Origin of the sequence: Treponema primitia, from assembly GCF_046533075.1 — a bacterium.
GTDB lineage: Bacteria > Spirochaetota > Spirochaetia > Treponematales > Breznakiellaceae > Termitinema > Termitinema primitia_B.
This window is the reverse complement of the sequence record NZ_JAJQRB010000049.1, coordinates 1-14523: the sequence shown is the minus strand read 5'-3', so window position 1 is coordinate 14523 and position 14523 is coordinate 1. Positions and strand designations below refer to the sequence as shown.

The 14523-nt window shown below is 49.9% G+C and carries 10 protein-coding genes; 6 read left to right on the top strand and 4 right to left on the bottom strand.

The annotated features are described in order from the left end of the window. Window positions 1-15: 15 nt before the first annotated feature. Together LQZ19_RS10145 and LQZ19_RS10140 are read right to left on the bottom strand one after the other, a co-directional pair. Complete coding sequence (locus LQZ19_RS10145) at window positions 16-1062, bottom strand: ABC transporter substrate-binding protein (RefSeq protein ID WP_411047554.1); 1047 nt, start codon at window positions 1060-1062, stop codon at window positions 16-18. A 42-nt stretch (window positions 1063-1104) separates the two neighbouring features. After that, window positions 1105-1902: an ABC transporter permease gene (locus LQZ19_RS10140; RefSeq protein WP_411047553.1), complete on the bottom strand. Its 798-nt coding sequence runs from the start codon at window positions 1900-1902 to the stop codon at window positions 1105-1107. A gap of 237 nt (window positions 1903-2139) precedes the next feature. Here LQZ19_RS10140 and uvrA point away from each other — a divergent pair, with 237 nt between their 5' ends. From uvrA to LQZ19_RS10115, 5 genes are all read left to right on the top strand, one after another. Beyond that, window positions 2140-5007: an excinuclease ABC subunit UvrA gene (gene uvrA / locus LQZ19_RS10135; RefSeq protein ID WP_411047552.1), complete on the top strand. Its 2868-nt coding sequence runs from the start codon at window positions 2140-2142 to the stop codon at window positions 5005-5007. Then, complete coding sequence (locus LQZ19_RS10130) at window positions 5004-8507, top strand: LPS-assembly protein LptD (protein ID WP_411047551.1); 3504 nt, start codon at window positions 5004-5006, stop codon at window positions 8505-8507. The genes uvrA and LQZ19_RS10130 overlap by 4 nt, the downstream gene beginning before the upstream one ends. A gap of 328 nt (window positions 8508-8835) precedes the next feature. Then, the gene (gene rho, locus LQZ19_RS10125) at window positions 8836-10461 is read left to right on the top strand and encodes a transcription termination factor Rho (protein WP_411047603.1); all 1626 of its coding nucleotides are present in this window, start codon (window positions 8836-8838) and stop codon (window positions 10459-10461) included. Between the two features lie 22 nt (window positions 10462-10483). Then, complete coding sequence (gene rpmE, locus LQZ19_RS10120; RefSeq protein ID WP_411047550.1) at window positions 10484-10687, top strand: 50S ribosomal protein L31; 204 nt, start codon at window positions 10484-10486, stop codon at window positions 10685-10687. Between the two features lie 691 nt (window positions 10688-11378). After that, window positions 11379-12383 (top strand): CsgG/HfaB family protein, encoded by a 1005-nt coding sequence (locus LQZ19_RS10115; RefSeq protein WP_411047549.1) that lies wholly within the window; start codon window positions 11379-11381, stop codon window positions 12381-12383. A 457-nt stretch (window positions 12384-12840) separates the two neighbouring features. On the opposite strand, the gene LQZ19_RS10110 is transcribed toward LQZ19_RS10115, so the two are convergent. Together LQZ19_RS10110 and LQZ19_RS19395 are read right to left on the bottom strand one after the other, a co-directional pair. Then, complete coding sequence (locus LQZ19_RS10110) at window positions 12841-13239, bottom strand: type II toxin-antitoxin system HicB family antitoxin (protein ID WP_411047548.1); 399 nt, start codon at window positions 13237-13239, stop codon at window positions 12841-12843. 8 nt (window positions 13240-13247) lie between these two features. After that, complete coding sequence (locus tag LQZ19_RS19395; RefSeq protein WP_486401704.1) at window positions 13248-13361, bottom strand: type II toxin-antitoxin system HicA family toxin; 114 nt, start codon at window positions 13359-13361, stop codon at window positions 13248-13250. A 316-nt stretch (window positions 13362-13677) separates the two neighbouring features. On the opposite strand from LQZ19_RS19395, the gene LQZ19_RS10105 reads away from it, so the two are divergent. After that, the gene (locus tag LQZ19_RS10105) at window positions 13678-14361 is read left to right on the top strand and encodes a DUF2200 family protein (RefSeq protein WP_411047547.1); all 684 of its coding nucleotides are present in this window, start codon (window positions 13678-13680) and stop codon (window positions 14359-14361) included. Window positions 14362-14523: the final 162 nt, after the last annotated feature.

Below are 14523 nucleotides of genomic sequence, written 5' to 3'. Positions count from 1 at the left end.
CAAGCTGTTATGTATCTATGGTCTGCCGGCGGGATCGAATTCATGGGTTACGATATCCGCTACAGTAACCTTTGCAGTGCTCTCAAGGGCGCCTGCGGTCTTCGCACCGTCAATCCACTCCTGAATGAAGGGATCATTAATCGCCGACTCCGTCGAATACCAGTGATTGGCCAGTACCGGGATGCCGATGGCTTCTTCCGTCCATTTTGCCGTCTGCTCGGGATTCTCGTTAGCCCAGCGTTCCGCCTTCTTGATTGCCCGGATAAAACGGCGTACCGCTTCGGGATTCTTTTTTATAAAGTCATCCGATGCATAGTAAAGGTAAGTACCGGCATTTGCTCCCCGCAGCTCTCGGCTGGTGGTGATAACATTGCCTTTTAAATCTTCAACGCTCTTAAAGAAGGGCGGGTGAGGAATGGCAATATCAATAAGTCCCAATTTAAGGGACTGAATACCCTCAATATCCGGCATGGTGATATACTCGATCTTATCCCGTGGAATGTTGTAGCGTTCCAAAAGGACATCGGTGTTAAAGTCCATACATGCATTGCGGGCGATCATCTGTATTTTAACTTTGCCGGGATGCTTGATTATATCTTCCGGCGTCTTAATATCACTGTTGGGTCCGCTTACCCACCACATATGCTGCAGGTGAATGTCGGTAACCTCAGGCGGCGGTTCAACTATAGAAAGACCAATCGCACGGATTGTGGCGCCGCCCTCACGGGCAATGGCAATCTCATTGGGGTGGGCGTCACCAACATCATTATCACCGTGCAGAATTGATGGGATACGTTGCGGCACCGCCGTATTACCGGTGTATTCCACAATAAGCCCCTCCTCTTTGAAAAAGCCCATCTGATCACCCACAAAGAAGGGCGCACCGGTACAATCCAGTTTTGTCCAGGTTTTAATGGTGTAAAAATCCTGCCCTTCCGCATTTCGTGAAAGCTCCAGTGTCCTGGCCTCCTTCTTTGAACAAGCCCCGAAGATTGTCGCCGCAGTTACCAGTGTGAGACCTAATAACAGAGCCCTTTTTCGTCCCTTGTTTGTTTTAATCATTTTATTCTCCTTTTGTAATTAACCGCCACATACGTGACCGTTTTATACCACACTGCTTTCTCGCCAGGTAATTACTTTTTTTTCAATAAAATTGATCAGCCAGGTTATAAAAAGCCCCAGAAGGGCGATGGTGAGTACCGCTACAAAGAGCCGTTTTATCTGGAAATTGTATTGCGAATTCAACACGAGAAAACCGAGGCCGGCGCTTGCCCCGATCATCTCAGCGGCAATGAGCATAAAAAAAGATATGTTTGCCCCCTGCTTAAGTCCGGCAAAAATCATGGGCGCCGCTCCGGGAAGGACAATTTTCCAAAAGAGGGCCGGCTTTGGGGTACCTATAGCCAGGGCGGCCTTTACCAGGAGGGGATCGATATTTTTTACCCCATTTACGGTGCCGAAGAGGATGGGCCAGAGGCAGACCCAGAAAATTATTGCTACCTTTGCCGGTTCCCCGATACCGAATAACAGGATAAAGACCGGAAATACCGAGAATGGGTTTACCTGTGAAAAAACATTCAACAAAGGATCAAGGTATTCTTCCAGTTTTTTAAACCAGCCGCCGAGGAGAAATCCCAGAGGCAGGGCGACAAGGGATGCAAGGGCAAAGCCGGTAAGGGCGCGTGCAAGGCTTACAAATATATGATTGTGTAATTTTCCGGTTATCAGCATATCCCATGTCATGGTAAGGACCTCCCCTAAGGTAGGGATAAAAGTCCTGTCGGCCAGTCCTATCATGGGCGCAATTTGCCATAAGGCCAGAAATATGAGGATCGCGATGCTCTTTCTATAATAGAAGAAGGCTAATGTGAAAAAATTTTTCTTTTCCGACAGATCCGCCATCTGTAATCCTCCGAATTCGCCAATCCCTATTTAGACCAGTGTTTTTCTATCATATGACCAACAACATAGTAATACGATCGGAAAAATATAATAATAAAAGAAAGTTTATAGGGAATAAAAAAACTTGTCAAGTATTTCTATTGTATTACTATGGTATGAATTAAGATCAGGGCGCCGCGGACCTTGATTCTTCATATACTTGAAAATCCCCCCCCAGCCGGAGTATTCTTCTATAATATGGATAAGCTCATCATCAAGGGAGCCCGGGAACACAATCTAAAAAACATCGATTTGGAACTTCCCCGGGACAAGTTAATCGTTATTTCCGGTCTTTCCGGGTCCGGTAAAAGTTCCCTGGCCTTTGACACCATCTTTGCGGAGGGACAGCGGCGTTATGTGGAAAGCCTTTCCGCCTATGCCCGGCAGTTCCTGGGGCGCATGGACAAGCCCGACCTGGACTATATCGAGGGGCTTTCCCCGGCTATATCTATAGAACAGAAGACTACTCACCGAAACCCCCGGTCCACCGTGGGGACCGTAACTGAAATCTACGACTACTACCGGCTCCTCTACGCCCGGATTGGGGTTCCCCATTGCCCCCAGTGCGGCAGGGAGATACGGGAACAGCCGGTGGACCAGATCATCGATACCATCATGCAGATGGGGGAGGGGACCCGGGTTCAGCTTCTGGCGCCGGTTATACGGGGCAAGAAGGGGGAGCACCAGAAGATCATCGAGGATGCCAAAAAAGCGGGCTTTGTCCGGGCGCGGATCGACGGTCTTCTGATAAGCCTGGATGATGACGGCGCGATCAAGCTGGACAAGCAGAAGAAGCATAGTATCGAGATTGTGGTGGACCGCCTGGTCATAGGGCCGGATATCCGGGCCCGGCTGGCGGAGTCCGTGGAAGCCGCCCTGAACGCGGCGGACGGGATCATGCTGGTACTTCAGCAAAGCGGGGACAAAACCGGCGCCGGGACGGAGAATTTTTTCAGCCAGAAGAATGCCTGCCCGGACTGCGGAATCTCTATCCCGGAACTGCAGCCCCGGCTTTTTTCCTTTAACAACCCCTACGGCGCCTGCCCCAGTTGTTCCGGCCTGGGGGCCAAGCTGGAATTCGATCCCAGCCTGGTGATCCCTAACCCATCCCTGTCCTTCAACGAAGGCGGGGTGGCGCCCTATAACCCGGACAGTGCCTGGCACCGCAGCCGCTTTGAAAGCCTGGCCAAGCACTACAAGTTCAGCCTGGATACTCCCATTAAGGATCTGCCCAAGAAGGTACGGGACGCCATACTCTACGGCAGCAAGGAAGAGATAAAGGTTAAGTACGTAAACCGGGATAAGACCGGGAAGTTTGAATACCAGTCGCGGTTTCCCGGGGTGCTGGAGGACCTGAAACGGCGTTACCTGGAAACCCAGTCCGAGGGTATGAAGGAATGGTTTGAAAAGTTCATGAGCCAAAAGCCCTGCGAGGACTGCGGAGGCAAGCGCTTAAAGCCGGAGGCCCTGGGCGTTACCGTGGGGGGCAAAGGCATTTGGGATATCACCAGCCTTTCGGTGATTGATACCATGAAATTTTTCGATGCCATCAAATTCACGAAAAACGAACGGAAGATTGCCAACCAAATATTGAAGGAAATTAACGCCCGGCTGGGGTTTATGAAGAACGTAGGGCTGGACTACCTGACCCTGGAACGGAAGTCCGCCACCCTGTCCGGCGGGGAAGCCCAGCGGATACGGCTGGCCACCCAGATTGGTTCCAGCCTGGTGGGGGTACTGTATATCCTGGACGAGCCCTCCATCGGCCTCCACCAGCGGGACAACCAGCGGCTCATCGACACATTGCTCTACCTGCGTAACCTGGGGAATACCCTGATCGTGGTGGAGCACGACGAACAGACCCTGCGTACCGCCGATTATATCGTAGACCTGGGGCCCGGCGCGGGGGTTCACGGCGGCAATGTGGTAGCCCAGGGTACGCCGAAAGAGGTGATGGAGATAGAGCAGAGCCTCACCGGCCAGTATCTGGCGGGGAAGCTGACCATGGAGATACCACAAAAGCGGCGGGAAGGAAACGGGAACTTCATACGTTTAAAGGGAGTGCGGGAACACAACCTGAAAAATATCGACGTGGAAATACCCCTGGGGATGTTTACCTGCATCACCGGGGTGTCCGGCTCCGGGAAGTCCACCCTGTTAAGCGATGTGCTGTACCCCGCCCTGTCCAATCAGGTCTACGGTTCCAACCACGTTGAAGGGGACTACGATAAACTTGAAGGGGCGGAGTTTATCGACAAGGTGATCGACATTGATCAAAGTCCCATAGGCAGAACCCCCCGGTCCAATCCGGCAACCTATGTGGGGGTCTTTTCGGGTATACGGGACCTCTTTGCCAGTCTCCCGGACGCTAAGATGCGGGGCTATAAGCCCGGGCGCTTCTCCTTCAATGTCCGTGGCGGCCGCTGCGAAAACTGTTCCGGAGACGGGACCATCAGGATTGAAATGAACTTCCTCCCGGATGTGTACATTACCTGCGATGTGTGCCACGGCCAGCGTTTCAACAAGGAAACCCTGGAGATACGGTACAAGGGTAAGAATATTGCAGATGTATTGGACATGACCATCGAGGAAGCGGCGGAGTTTTTTTCCTACATACCCCATATAGCCCGGAAAATGGATACCCTCCTTTCGGTGGGCCTGGGCTACGTTAAGCTGGGCCAGTCCGCCCTTACTCTGTCCGGAGGGGAAGCCCAGCGGGTAAAGCTGGCCCTGGAGCTTTCCAAACGCTCCACCGGCCGGACCCTCTATATCCTGGACGAACCCACCACGGGGCTCCACTTCGCCGATGTTAAACAGCTTATGGGGGTGATCCAGCGCCTGGCGGATCAGGGTAATACGGTGGTGATGATCGAGCATAACCTGGACGTGCTGCTCCAGGCGGATCACCTCATCGACCTGGGCCCCGAGGGGGGCGACCGGGGAGGGGAGTTGGTGACCACCGGTACGCCGGAGGAGCTTGCGGCCCATAAGCGGTCCTATACGGGAATGTATATCAAGGAGCTTTTGGAACGGCGTCCGCGCCGGCGGGTTTCCCGGCGGAAATGAGTATTTTTTCCCGCCGTCTATCCTGTGCAGCGCTTCTTGTTTTGCTGTTTCTCCCGGCTCTGCTGCCGGAGCTTTCGGCCCAGGAGGCCGCGGAAACGGAAGCTCCGGAAACGGCGCCCGAAGATGAAACTGACGCCGTTGTTCCGGAACCCACGGTAAGAGTACTGACCAGGGATGAGGAGATCCTGGAGCTGGATATAAAAACTTCTACCCTGTCGGAACTGGCCGCCTGGAGCCGAAGTTTGGGTTTGAGTGAGGGGGGCGACCGGACAGCCCTGGGTAACCGGCTCCGGGAGCATTTCAACCTTGACCAGGTTTTTGCGGTGGTAGACGGAGTTGAAATCGAAATTGAGGGGGGCCCGAAACCGCCTAAGATTATTACCATAGAATCCGCCAGGAGTACCGAATACTTTACCCTGGATGCGGTGGACGAAGATTATGCCCGCCTCCGGGGGGAAGTGGTTATCAGCCTGAAGGACGGCGATTCGGTCCATCGGATTAAGGCCTGGGAGCTCCTCTACAACCGGAGCCGCAACCTTTTGTCCGCCAATGGGGGAGTGGAGTATGTCAAAGAATCCGGGGACACCATCGAAACCTTCCGGGGGGAATCCATAACGGTGGACCTGGATAACTGGTCGAGTATTTTTATGGACGGTGTTTCGGAACGTTCCCTTACCGGAGACACAACTACCTATCGCTTTGCGGGGAATATCATTTCCCGCAGCGATGAGGAAGCTACGGTGCTTTCCCAAGCGGAAATAAGTAACGCCACTAATCCTGAAGCCCTGTGGTCCCTCAAGGCGAGTAAGCTTTGGCTCCTGCCGGGTTCGGATTTTGCAATCCTTAACGGCTTCCTGAAGGTTGGGGAAATACCGGTACTGTACATACCCTTTTTCTTCTTTCCCGCCGACGAGATTATCTTCCACCCCGTCCTGGGTTACCGTTCCCGGGAAGGGAGTTTTATCCAGACCACCACCTATATTTTAGGACGCCCCCAGGCATCCGCCACATCCGAAAGTTCTATCAGTAAAATTTTGGGTAATTCTCCGGACATGGAGAAAACCCGGCACGGAATATTTCTAAAAAGTACCGGAAAAAAATCCCGGGACCCCAATACTACCCGGCTTTCGATCCTTGCGGACGCCTATGCCAATTTAGGGGCCTATTTGGGAACCGAGCTTGCCCTTCCTAAAAAAGGAATTTTTGATGACTACAAATTTTCTCTGGGCGTCGGTTTGACCCGGGATGTAATCCAGATACCGGACAATAACGTCTATACCCCCTTTCCCAATTATGATGGGATTGATCACTGGAATTCATCCCGTATAGGCAGTTTAGATGTACCCTTTCGTTACCGGATGACCAATACGGGTTCCCTGTCGGGAAAGTATGGGACCTTTTCCTGGAGCCTGCCCCATTATTCCGACCCCTATGTGGACCGGGACTTCCTGGACCGTACGGAAGAGATGGACTATATAGCGATGTTAAAACAGGGTGGTAATATTGCTGAGGCGGAGGATGCGCTTACAAAAAACGTATTGGGCTCCTATGAATGGCGTCTGAGCGGTTCCTCCACACTTTCCCTACCCATACTGTCCCCGTATATCAGCAATCTTACTCTTTCCAGCCTTACCAGTTTTGTATCTTTTAATTACCGTTCATCCAAGGTCCTGGAAAATTCTGTTTCCCCGAACAAGATCTTTTTTTACCCCGATAAATTTACTATTTATTCCGTAAGCGCCGGTATTTCCGGCACTCCCCTGAACTTGAGCACCGGTCAGTCTTCCACAAACCAATCCGGGCAAAATATCGGGACCGAGACAAAAACTGAGCCGGAACCGGATCCCTTTAACGGGTTTGGGGTACCCAATTCGCCCTGGCAGACAGAGGAGAACGCTACAAACAGTGGAGGAACTGACACAACTACCCTGAGCCCTCCAATTCTTTCCCACCGCTTTGATCTTCCCAAATCCGGGGGCCTTAATTTTTCCCTTGCCTATCAATTCAGCCCCACCAGCGCATCGGAACTTAAATTCCGTTCCGATAGCACAAATTGGAAGGAAATCGAAGATATTGAATGGAATGAAATATCTTCGATCTTGACCAGCTTCAGAACCGATGGAAGTACTACCTTTTCCGTGGCGGATGTGAATACTATCGTATCCAACAGCCTGCGGTTTTCCGGAACCGGCTCCTGGCAGGAGTATTCTTATATCAACGAGGAAGCGGAGGAATATAGCCGCCTATCGGGGACAAGCCGTCTGCCGGACCCGATAAAAATAAACGCAGCCAAAGTACGGGCCATGGGTCAAACATCCTTTACCACCTCGGCGGAATACATCACCACCATCCGGCCCTTTTACCTGAGTCCCGTTTGGAGCAATACAAACTTCCAGTATTCTGTTAAGGGGCTTATCGCAAAATCCGAACTGAAAACAAACTTAACGCCCACCGGTACCCCAATCGTTAACCCTACCCCCGAGGATACCTATTGGGATATCATTTACGGAGACTGGGATAAGGAGAGCCTGGACAGCCATAGAGCGGCGGTGAATATCCAGGCATCGGTTATGAATAAGGTACAGAACCTGTCAATTACGGCGGAGCTGCCCCCGGAGGACACCGCTCTTACCGGGGATGCCACCATGCGGGTCTGGTTAAGCGAGACCAATTTTAATGGAAAGATCATTGATCCCTATGACGAGCCAATCTACGATCCATTGCGGCTTACCGAAACCATTACTTTTAATAATGCCTTTAAAGTTTCCCAGAATGTGGTCTACGAACCGGAAAAGAATGAATTTACCAGTATGAGTTCCACCCTGTCCTGTTACGGGGTTTCCGCTTCCTTTACCTCAAACTATTCGACTACCTATAACCTTATTTCTTCCGGCCCCGCGAACAATAAACAATGGGCATGGACCCAGTCCGCAGATTCTTCATTTCAGCCCCGGGAATTCAAGCTGGGGTATGATAAAACCTATAACAAGGATGAGCTTTGGAAGAAACGGCTTAGCTTTGCCTTTACCGTCAATACCGGGCTTACCTTTGATTTACAGCGATTTACCAATTCCAATTTAAACTTTGGTCTGAGTTTTACCCTGGGAATCGCCAAATTCCTCGACATAACCCTGGGAACTACCTCCGGTAATGGGGTAATATTCAGATATTTTCGGGATCTCCCCATCTTTGATGTACCCGAAGGCCTCCCCGTGGTGGGGGAAACGAATATTTTTAAGGATCTTTTTAATTCCTTTCGATTTGACAATGAAGAACTGCGAAGGTCTTCGGGATTTAAGCTTAAGTCCTTTAAGCTATCCCTGTTGCACCATCTGGGGGACTGGAATGCCAAGTTGGATATGGCCCTGTCCCCCTATCTGCCCACGGGAGGCCGGGAATATAAATTCAACACCGAGATATCTTTTATCGTACAATGGCTCCCCATAAGCGAAATTAAGTCCGAAATAATCCACAATAAGGATAAATTCGAATTTAAATAGCGGCTTCCGGCTTGACAGAAAAGTTTCATCGGAGTACACTCGAATAAATAATAGATATTGACCCTTTTTAATGGTGTTTATTGTTGTAATCCTTTCAAAGAAATAAAAAATCAGGAAATGAATACGTTTGAAAGCGCGTAATAGTATATTTTCTCATTAATCCTAACGGAGATTTTTCATGGCAATTATACGTAGAGGTCGTCCCCTAAAAGCGGCAAAACACGAAGAATTTCAGGGTCCTAATAACGGCGAGGATACGCAGCCCCTTAGCGCGGCCGGTTCCGCCGAAGAGGAATTCCCGCAGAATTCCGGCGAAAGCGGGGCGGAAATAGGTTCCGAAGGCTATAATCCCCAGGGTGAAGAGGAAAAGCCAGGCGGTAAAACCATTGTGGTCCGTACCCAGTCTCGACCCCGGGGACGCCGTCCCTATGACCGTTCCCCCGCAGCCGACCGCTCCGCCCCGAATTACGGCAATATCGCCCCTTCAGCGGCGGCCCGTGATCCGGCCAGCAGCGCTTATACCAACGGGAACCAGCAGCCGGGTTCAGGGTTTTCGCCGGCGGCGGTCCCAAGCGCGGCTGTCGGCGGTCTGCCTCTTCCGGCTATCCCCAAGCTGCCTTCCATGCCGGACATCTACGGCAAACCGGAACCCCGGCTGGATCAGGATAACGGTAAACCCCGGCTTTCTATCAACGAGCTTATCCGGCTCAATATGATGGACCTCCGGGAACTGGCGGCTTGTTACAATATTTCTCACGAAGATATGGTGGCCCTGAAAAAGCAGGAGGTCATCTTCATCATCCTCAAGGCGCACACCGAGCGGGGGGGGATCATCTATGCCTACGGCTCCCTGGAAATACTCCCGGACGGCTACGGCTTCCTCCGCAGCCCCCAGAACTCTTACCTTCCCGGGCCGGACGATATTTATATCAGCCCCAGCCAAATACGGCTCTTTGCCCTGAAAACCGGCGATACGGTCTACGGCCAGATCCGCAGCCCCAAGGAGGGGGAGCGTTTCTTTGCCATGCTTCGGGTGGAGACCGTAAACTACGACGACCCCACGGTAGCCCAGAACCGCATACCCTTCGACAACCTGACTCCGCTGTACCCCAACAAGATACTGGACCTGGAGACCACCACCGAAGGCATCAGCGAGCGGGTCATCAACCTCTTCTGCCCCATCGGGAAAGGCCAGCGCGCCCTCATCGTGGCCCCTCCCCGGACCGGGAAAACCATCATGATGCAGAAGATAGCCAACGCCATCACCAAGAACCACCCCGAGGTCTACCTTATCGTATTACTCATCGATGAGCGTCCCGAGGAAGTAACCGACATGGAACGTACCGTCCGGGCGGAGGTAATCTCCTCCACCTTCGATGAACAGGCCAGCCGCCATGTCCAGGTTACGGAAATGGTCCTGGAAAAGGCCAAACGCTTGGTGGAGCATAAAAAAGACGTGGTGATACTCCTGGATTCCATCACCCGGCTTGCCCGGGCCTATAACCAGACCGTGCCCATGTCGGGGAAGATACTCTCCGGCGGTGTGGACTCCAACGCCCTCCACAAGCCCAAACGCTTCTTCGGCGCAGCCCGGAACATCGAGGAAGGGGGAAGCCTGACCATCATTTCCACCGCCCTTATAGAGACCGGCAGCCGCATGGACGAAGTCATTTTCGAAGAATTCAAGGGCACCGGCAACCTGGAAATCAACCTGGACCGCCGCATCTCCGACCGCAGACTCTTCCCGGCGATAAACATCAAGAAATCCGGCACCCGGAAGGAGGAACTGCTCCTCACGGAAGAACAACTCCAGAAGATATGGATACTCCGTAAGGTAATTAACCCCATGGATGATATCGAAATCATGGAACTCCTGGTTGACAGAATGAAGAAAAGCAAGAATAATGAAGCATTCTTGAAGTCGATGAATACCGGTTCCGCCGGTTCGGATTAAGCATATGTATGGAGTTATATAGATGAAAGAAGGCATCCATCCCAAGTACGAATTAACCAAAATCACCTGCGCCTGCGGGAACGTTATCGAGACCCGGTCTACCGCCAGGGACATCAAGGTTGAAATCTGCTCCTCCTGCCACCCCTTTTTTACGGGTAAGCAGAAGTTAGTAGACACCGCCGGACGTATTGAACGGTTCCGGCGGAAGTACAACATCAAAGAGTAGTTTCTGTAAATATCCCTTTTTTCGGACTTGTCGGCAAAGACGGGCGTGGGGAGGGGTGCGCACGGCTTCATGTGCATGTATCGGACCTATGGTCCGCGTCTGTCTCCGCAGCCCCACTACGTGGGTCTACTACGACAGGGAATTCCATATACATGAAGCCATGCGCACCCCTCCCCACGCCCGCCGGTGTTACAAGGTACGAAGAGGGATATTTATCGGTGGATTCACATACCGGAGTGTTTTTTGTCCTTGTCTCGGGCCGGAAACCGGCCCGGTAAGGCGCGTCCTAGTGGAAGTGCATTATCAAAGAAGTAGTTCTTGTAAATATCCCTTTTTTTCTGGACTTGTCGGCAAAGACGGGGGACGCCTACAGCGGGTAAAGATTACCCTTTTCCCCATTTATTCGAGAGCTTATTGAACAAACGTTCCATATTGACTATGCTATTCCCATGTTCCCGGCAACGGCAGACCTAGGCTCACATTATACTTTAATAAAAAACCGGCGTGCCAAGTCCTTAACGCTTAAAATCCCCTATTTTTGTCAGGTTCCCTTATCCTTAGGCAAAACCGCCCTGCAACGTAGTTCCCCGCGCATACGGTGTAGCCATTTAACATCGATACCATAACACAGGTGTTACCCGCTTATGCGGTTACGTATAAACAGATTTGTCGCGAGACATAGGAGGGGAAAATGAAAAAGTTGAGTTTTTTGGGAGTTTTATTTTTTTGCGGCCTTTTGGCTTATGCACAACAAGCCATGATACTGGATGACGCAATTCTGGATTCGGTAGATTTTTTCTCATCAAAGTTACCGTCAGGATCGACCGTCGCAGTTACGAACTTTGAGGCGGAAAATAAAGAACTTTCCGATTTTATCATTCAGGAACTTTTGGTTGCTTTTTCCAATACGGGAACAGTAAGGGTTGTGGAAAGAAGCCGTTTGGAACTGTTGGAAAACGAATTGAATTTTAACATGTCCGGCTCCGTGAGCGATGAAACTGCTCAGGGTATTGGCCGGATGATAGGCGCACAAATTCTGTTTTCCGGTTCAATTGGCCAGTACCGTGATATGTACCGCATGCGAATTCAGGCGGTAGTTATAGAAACCGCTGAAGTAATAGGTACCAGAACAATAAATATAAAGTACGATCCTACCTTAACGGGATTATTGGGAAGAATAAATCCCGCCGATGCCTGGAAATATCAATGGTTTTATTTTGGAATAAGTGGGGGTTACAGCCTGATGATTAGCGAACCAGAAGAGTATCTGGAAGCATACGATTGGCATTTTGGTGAATTGCCTATTGGGTATTCTGCTTATGCGATGGTTCAACCTTTTGATCTATTTGGAATAGCTCTTGATGTGAGTGGAAACGGGTATAGCGGTATCAATATTTTACTAGAGCCGACACTAACAATACGCCCTTCTTCATTTGAAGTAAATGTGTTTTTCGGACCTGGGCTGCATATAGCGTTCGCAACTCCCTCCGAGCAAACGGCCCCTGGATTTGTGTTTAGCGGAGGTCTGAGAGGGGGTGCTCATATCGGTCCCGGTGTATTGTTTGCTGAAACACGCATTAATGCTGTGTTGTGGGCTTATAATGACAATTGGACAGGGGAATACGGTAGCGCTTTGGAATTAAGTACGAATTTTTGTTTGGGATACAAAATTGGTTTTATTCAAAGAAAAAAATAAAACCTAGGGAGAGCAGGGGGTTGTCCAACATCCCTTTTCTCCGGCTTGTCGGCAAATCGGGCGTGGGGAGGGGTGCGCACGGCTTCATGTGCATGTAGAGCCTGCTTACGGAGCCCCTTCGGGTCTCCTCCAGCAGAGAATTCCATATACATGAAGCCATGCGCACCCCTCCCCACGCCCGCCGGTGTCACAAGGTAAGAAGAGGGATATTTACCGGTGGATTCACATACCGGAGTGTCATTTTTGTCCTTGTCTCGGGCCGGAAACCGGCCCGGTAAAGTTCGTCCTAGTGGAAGTACACTATCAAATATCATTGATGATGATTATACAGACAACCCGGTTAGCCTGTTTCCAGGCTTCCCCCCGTTTAATCTGTTCAGAGTTGATGTTGTGCCAGGCACCAAGTTTTGGGCGACCTTATCTTGACCGGTCCCCGCCTCTCTTTATTTGCCCAAGGCTATCGCTCTATATTCAGTGTATCCCGTAACGCGGTCTCTAAAACCCTGGAATAGTTAACATGCTCAGTCTCAGCTAACTCTTTAAGCCAATGGGGAAGCGTTATGGTTGTTTTTTCCCGCCGGTTATCCATACTATCTTTCGTCAAATCAGGATAGACAGATATAGGAACTACAATATCACCCTTGCCTGTTTCCGGTATTTTGTCGTCCCTTTCAGGTATAGGGTCCCCATCTTTTTCGAGACCGTATATATGCAACCCAAGAGCTTCCTGTCCCATCTTTACCGCATGATCAAAATTATCCCCCAGGGATATACACCCCGGAACATCGGGAAAAGACACCCCGTATCCGCCGTTCCCGTTTGGCTCCAGTACTGCTAAAAAGGTTAATTTACGCATGGTATCTCCTATTTCAATCCGGCTTGTTTCAAAACACTGTGTGCCGTTCCTATTGGTATATCGCCTTTATGGCTTGGAACCGTTACCTTATATAACAATTTCAACAGATCCTTAGCTGTCATAATCCAAGTATACGTGTATTTTATACGTATGTCAATAGGGCGCATTGCCTCATAATTAATCTAACCCAAAAAGAGGGAAATAGTCAAAACAGTGCCTGGCACCGAATTTGATAGACTATTAGTGGTAGTTTTCTCTAATTTGCTTGACGAATTCACCCGGAAACCCGCATAATCAAATCGGCGGCGCCCTAGATTGGTGGATAATATTTATAAGGAGGAACTTATGCGAAAAATAATTTTATTGTCAACTCATAGGAGAATCCGTGCCTGTCACCTTCCATAATATTCTATATTTTGATAATAAAGGAGAGGGCGAATGAACACCATAGATGACTATATTGAAACCTTTGAACCGGAGATTCAAAAAACATTAAATGAAATACGGAATTTCATAAAAAATGAAATTCCGGAGGCAACCGAGAAAATATCCTATGGAATGCCTACATTTTATCTGAATGGAAATTTGGTGCATTTTGCGGCATTTAAGGATCATTATGGCTTTTTTCCAAGCCCGTCCGGGATTGACGCATTTGAAAAGGAACTTGCGCCATATCGCAGCGGTAAAGGGACCTTGCGTTTTTCAATTGATAAACCTATTCCATGGGATATAATCAAAAAGGTTGTTCAATTTAGGGTAAAAGAAAATACAAAGAAAAAGCCAAGAATATTTACAACCCCCTTTGCGAGTGTCTATCCGGCTTATATTCAAAAGGCCGAGAAAAAAGGCCGCTTAAAAGCAGATGTAGATACCATCATTTGTTGGCTAACGGGATATGACCAACAAACATTGCAGCAACAAATCGACCGGAACATTGATTTAGAAACTTTTTTCGCGCAAGTGCCGCAAATCAATCCGAATGTTTCAAAAATAACCGGCGTAATTTGCGGATATCGTGTGGAAGAAATAGAAGATAAACTCATGCAAAAAATTCGTTATTTAGACAAGTTAATTGATGAATTGGCCAAGGGAAAAACGATGGAAAAGATTTTAAGGAAATAGCTTTTTCGAGACAACGCAGCGGACCGGTAAGGCGGTAAGGTGACAGGCACCGAATTTGCCTCAGCGTGGCTACCGCTTTCTTTATTACCGGATTCTTTTCCGCTACCATCATGAAATCCTCCTCGGTCTCGCTGGTGAAAAACTGAGACCACATATATAAGT

What these genes read in the sequence shown, in the direction of transcription:
- LQZ19_RS10105 (WP_411047547.1), top strand. Translation starts at nt 13,678, where the DNA reads ATGAACACCATAGATGACTATATTGAAACCTTTGAACCGGAGATTCAA.
- uvrA (WP_411047552.1), top strand. Translation starts at nt 2,140, where the DNA reads ATGGATAAGCTCATCATCAAGGGAGCCCGGGAACACAATCTAAAAAAC.
- LQZ19_RS10140 (WP_411047553.1), bottom strand. Translation starts at nt 1,902, where the DNA reads ATGGCGGATCTGTCGGAAAAGAAAAATTTTTTCACATTAGCCTTCTTC.
- LQZ19_RS10115 (WP_411047549.1), top strand. Translation starts at nt 11,379, where the DNA reads ATGAAAAAGTTGAGTTTTTTGGGAGTTTTATTTTTTTGCGGCCTTTTG.
- LQZ19_RS10110 (WP_411047548.1), bottom strand. Translation starts at nt 13,239, where the DNA reads ATGCGTAAATTAACCTTTTTAGCAGTACTGGAGCCAAACGGGAACGGC.
- LQZ19_RS10130 (WP_411047551.1), top strand. Translation starts at nt 5,004, where the DNA reads ATGAGTATTTTTTCCCGCCGTCTATCCTGTGCAGCGCTTCTTGTTTTG.
- rpmE (WP_411047550.1), top strand. Translation starts at nt 10,484, where the DNA reads ATGAAAGAAGGCATCCATCCCAAGTACGAATTAACCAAAATCACCTGC.
- LQZ19_RS19395 (WP_486401704.1), bottom strand. Translation starts at nt 13,361, where the DNA reads ATGACAGCTAAGGATCTGTTGAAATTGTTATATAAGGTAACGGTTCCA.
- LQZ19_RS10145 (WP_411047554.1), bottom strand. Translation starts at nt 1,062, where the DNA reads ATGATTAAAACAAACAAGGGACGAAAAAGGGCTCTGTTATTAGGTCTC.